This is a genomic window from Tumebacillus sp. BK434 (assembly GCF_004340785.1).
GTDB lineage: Bacteria > Bacillota > Bacilli > Tumebacillales > Tumebacillaceae > Tumebacillus_A.
On sequence record NZ_SLXS01000024.1, the window covers coordinates 1 to 3,596 of the forward strand.

21 tRNA genes and 3 rRNA genes are annotated in these 3,596 nt (G+C 52.9%); all 24 read left to right on the top strand.

Going from position 1 to position 3,596, the window contains the following annotated elements:
* Positions 1-95 (top strand): 5S ribosomal RNA (rrf, locus tag EV586_RS20485); the annotation flags it as partial.
* A 399-nt stretch (positions 96-494) separates the two neighbouring features.
* Positions 495-587 (top strand) — tRNA-Ser (locus EV586_RS20490).
* A gap of 1 nt (position 588) precedes the next feature.
* Positions 589-665: transfer RNA gene (locus EV586_RS20495), tRNA-Met, on the top strand.
* Between the two features lie 18 nt (positions 666-683).
* Positions 684-758, top strand: a tRNA-Gln gene (locus EV586_RS20500).
* 4 nt (positions 759-762) lie between these two features.
* Positions 763-839 (top strand) — tRNA-Leu (locus EV586_RS20505).
* Between the two features lie 5 nt (positions 840-844).
* Positions 845-920 (top strand) — tRNA-Thr (locus tag EV586_RS20510).
* Between the two features lie 5 nt (positions 921-925).
* Positions 926-1,002: transfer RNA gene (locus tag EV586_RS20515), tRNA-Glu, on the top strand.
* Positions 1,003-1,071: 69 nt separating this feature from the next.
* A tRNA-Val gene (locus EV586_RS20520) sits at positions 1,072-1,147 on the top strand.
* Between the two features lie 22 nt (positions 1,148-1,169).
* Positions 1,170-1,245, top strand: a tRNA-Met gene (locus EV586_RS20525).
* A 3-nt stretch (positions 1,246-1,248) separates the two neighbouring features.
* Positions 1,249-1,325 (top strand) — tRNA-Asp (locus tag EV586_RS20530).
* A gap of 20 nt (positions 1,326-1,345) precedes the next feature.
* A tRNA-Phe gene (locus EV586_RS20535) sits at positions 1,346-1,421 on the top strand.
* A 102-nt stretch (positions 1,422-1,523) separates the two neighbouring features.
* Positions 1,524-1,598 (top strand) — tRNA-Gly (locus EV586_RS20540).
* A gap of 7 nt (positions 1,599-1,605) precedes the next feature.
* Positions 1,606-1,682: transfer RNA gene (locus EV586_RS20545), tRNA-Ile, on the top strand.
* Between the two features lie 66 nt (positions 1,683-1,748).
* Positions 1,749-1,865, top strand: a 5S ribosomal RNA gene (rrf, locus tag EV586_RS20550).
* 226 nt (positions 1,866-2,091) lie between these two features.
* Positions 2,092-2,167 (top strand) — tRNA-Ala (locus tag EV586_RS20555).
* 3 nt (positions 2,168-2,170) lie between these two features.
* Positions 2,171-2,246: transfer RNA gene (locus EV586_RS20560), tRNA-Thr, on the top strand.
* An 8-nt stretch (positions 2,247-2,254) separates the two neighbouring features.
* Positions 2,255-2,331: transfer RNA gene (locus EV586_RS20565), tRNA-Glu, on the top strand.
* A gap of 7 nt (positions 2,332-2,338) precedes the next feature.
* Positions 2,339-2,415: transfer RNA gene (locus tag EV586_RS20570), tRNA-Asp, on the top strand.
* Positions 2,416-2,528: 113 nt separating this feature from the next.
* Positions 2,529-2,603: transfer RNA gene (locus EV586_RS20575), tRNA-Gly, on the top strand.
* A 7-nt stretch (positions 2,604-2,610) separates the two neighbouring features.
* Positions 2,611-2,687: transfer RNA gene (locus tag EV586_RS20580), tRNA-Ile, on the top strand.
* 66 nt (positions 2,688-2,753) lie between these two features.
* Positions 2,754-2,870, top strand: a 5S ribosomal RNA gene (gene rrf / locus EV586_RS20585).
* A gap of 397 nt (positions 2,871-3,267) precedes the next feature.
* A tRNA-Pro gene (locus EV586_RS20590) sits at positions 3,268-3,344 on the top strand.
* A 1-nt stretch (position 3,345) separates the two neighbouring features.
* A tRNA-Gly gene (locus EV586_RS20595) sits at positions 3,346-3,420 on the top strand.
* A gap of 5 nt (positions 3,421-3,425) precedes the next feature.
* Positions 3,426-3,502: transfer RNA gene (locus EV586_RS20600), tRNA-Ile, on the top strand.
* The last annotated feature ends 94 nt before the right edge of the window (positions 3,503-3,596 follow it).

Here is a 3,596-nt window from a genome sequence, read left to right on the forward strand (position 1 = left end):
CCACACCTGTTCCCATCCCGAACACAGAAGTTAAGCTCCACAGAGCCGATGGTACTTGGACCGCAGGGTCCTGGGAGAGTAGGACGTCGCTAGGCGAAGAGAAGGACCCGATCTTACGCAGATCGGGTCTTTTTGTTGGCCGGAAAGGAGATAATGACATGAACAAGAAGCAGCGGCTATTTGATTTGGACCTGCAAGTGGAGACTACTTCGAGCGCAGAGATTATGCACACCTATACGATCAGCGCATAGTGACCGATCTGCCAAATAGGACGATCATGTCCTTTTTGATCACGACACACCAAGAGATTCGATGAAAAGTCGAGGAAATACATCACTACATGGTGAAGGTTTATCGACAACGGCGAATCGAGAGGTTTTTGATCGTTTTTGTTTGATTGGTTTTATTGATTCGGTAGTAGGGATATGTTAAGATAAGTCCTGTCGCCGCGAGATACGCGGTGAGGAAAGAAATGAAAGAACTAATATGATTCTGGAGAGATGTCCGAGTTTGGTCGAAGGAGCACGATTGGAAATCGTGTAGGCGCCTAAAACGTCTCGGGGGTTCGAATCCCCCTCTCTCCGCCATGGCGGCGTAGCTCAGCTGGCTAGAGCGACCGGTTCATACCCGGTAGGTCGGGGGTTCAAGTCCCTCCGCCGCTACCATTTTCAAAAAGTAGTAGTTGGGGTGTCGCCAAGCGGTAAGGCAACGGACTTTGACTCCGTCATGCGAAGGTTCGATCCCTTCCACCCCAGCCAATACGCCAGAGTGATGGAATTGGCATACGTGCGCGACTCAAAATCGTGATTTTGTGGGTTCGAGTCCCACCTCTGGCACCACTTAAGCCTTCTTAGCTCAGTAGGTAGAGCGCATCCATGGTAAGGATGAGGTCATCGGTTCGATCCCGGTAGAAGGCACCACGTACGGCTCGTTGGAGAAGCGGCTTAACTCACCGCCCTTTCAAGGCGGCATTCACGGGTTCGAATCCCGTACGAGTCACCATTTTTTAAGGTAGCACAGCTAAAAGCGCGACGTCCTGTCGCAACGCTGTACACAGTACGTCCTGTACGTGGAGGTTTAGCTCAGCTGGGAGAGCATCTGCCTTACAAGCAGAGGGTCGGCGGTTCGATCCCGTCAACCTCCACCAATTTTTAAAACTTAATCATTGTCGCGGGGTGGAGCAGTTGGCAGCTCGTCGGGCTCATAACCCGAAGGTCGCAGGTTCGAGTCCTGTCCCCGCAACCACATGGAGCTGTGGTGTAGTGGCCTAACATGCCCGCCTGTCACGCGGGAGACCGCGGGTTCGAATCCCGTCAGCTCCGCCACTTAAAACGTATAGCAATATGGCTCGGTAGCTCAGTCGGTAGAGCAGAGGACTGAAAATCCTCGTGTCGGCGGTTCGATTCCGTCCCGAGCCACCATTTAAGGAAGTTCAGCTAAAAGCGCGACGTCCTGTCGCGAAGGAAGCCCCGCTAAAACCGCGACGTCCTGTCGCAACGCTGGACACGGTACATCCTGTACGTGCGGAAGTGGCTCAGGGGTAGAGCATCGCCTTGCCAAGGCGAGGGTCGCGGGTTCGAATCCCGTCTTCCGCTCCAATAAGAAGGGCCCATAGCTCAGTTGGCTAGAGCGCACGACTGATAATCGTGAGGTCGGAAGTTCGAATCTTCTTGGGCCCACCAACAAAGTAGATCGACTAAGATCAGCGACGTCCTGTCGCAACGTCGATCGACCGTACATCCTGTACGTCTAGTGATAATGTCGCAGAGGTCACACCTGTTCCCATCCCGAACACAGAAGTTAAGCTCTGCAGAGCCGATGGTACTTGGACCGCAGGGTCCTGGGAGAGTAGGACGTCGCTAGGCGAAGAAAAAGACCTGATCCAGATTGGATCAGGTCTTTTTTGTTGGTGCGGCGCATGTAGAGAATAGAAGAGTAAAATTAAGAAAGACGCAGAAAGTGGGAGTATTCCGTAGTTATATTCATTTATAATGCGGTTTATGTCGAATTTTGACCAAGGAGTGAGATTGAGAGTCCAGAATGTCCGTGATAAGATAACTTCTGTCGCCGCGAGTGAGCGGTTGAACACACGGGGGTATAGCTCAGTTGGTAGAGCACCTGCCTTGCAAGCAGGGGGTCAGCGGTTCGAATCCGCTTATCTCCACCAGTTGCCTTTTTAGCTCAGTAGGTAGAGCGCATCCATGGTAAGGATGAGGTCATCGGTTCGATTCCGGTAAAAGGCACCATCTTTCTTGGCTCGTTGGAGAAGCGGCTTAACTCACCGCCCTTTCAAGGCGGCATTCACGGGTTCGAATCCCGTACGAGTCACCATTTTTATGGAGCTGTGGTGTAGTGGCCTAACATGCCCGCCTGTCACGCGGGAGACCGCGGGTTCGAATCCCGTCAGCTCCGCCATTATAATAAGGAAGCCCCGCTAAGAACGCGACGTCCTGTCGCAACGCGGGACGAAGGTAGCCCAGCTAAGAACGCGACGTCCTGTCGCAACGCTGGACGCATACATCCTGTATGCGGAAGTGGCTCAGGGGTAGAGCATCGCCTTGCCAAGGCGAGGGTCGCGGGTTCGAATCCCGTCTTCCGCTCCAATAAGAAGGGCCCATAGCTCAGTTGGCTAGAGCGCACGACTGATAATCGTGAGGTCGGAAGTTCGAATCTTCTTGGGCCCACCAACAAAGTAGATCGACTAAGATCAGCGACGTCCTGTCGCAACGTCGATCGACCGTACATCCTGTACGTCTAGTGATAATGTCGCAGAGGCCACACCTGTTCCCATCCCGAACACAGAAGTTAAGCTCTGCAGAGCCGATGGTACTTGGACCGCAGGGTCCTGGGAGAGTAGGACGTCGCTAGGCAAAAAAGGACCCGATCTCTTGTAGATCGGGTCCTTTTCATATCTTATGAGTATATAGAAACAGTGCCGCGTTCGCAGCGGAGCGGAGAACCACCGGAGCGATAGCGTAGGTATGGTACTTGGACCGCAGGGTCCTGGGAGAGTAGGACGTCGCTAGGCGAAGAAATGAGACCTGATCCATTATGGATCAGGTCTTTTTGTTGTATCAACTGGCAGTTTGGGGATGCTAGATACGTAGCAATCGGCAGTTTAAGCGAGTACGAATGACTTATCTGCCTGTCGATCCCGCTTTTTGCCGAAGTTTGTTTCGAGAAGTCGATTGTGATGCGGAAGGGGACGTGTTAAGATAAGTCCTGTTGCCGCGAGAGAGTGAGCGACAACGTACGAAACAACAACGTCGGAATGTAGCGCAGCTTGGTAGCGCGCACGCTTCGGGAGCGTGAGGTCCAGGGTTCGAATCCCTGCATTCCGACCATGCGGAAGTGGCTCAGGGGTAGAGCATCGCCTTGCCAAGGCGAGGGTCGCGGGTTCGAATCCCGTCTTCCGCTCCATAGAAGGGCCCATAGCTCAGTTGGCTAGAGCGCACGACTGATAATCGTGAGGTCGGAAGTTCGAATCTTCTTGGGCCCACCATTGATCCTTGAAAACTAAACGAGTGTTACAGAGATGAGATACGAGTCAAGATACAAGCTTTCTAACTTTTATTGAGAGTTTGATCCTGGCTCAG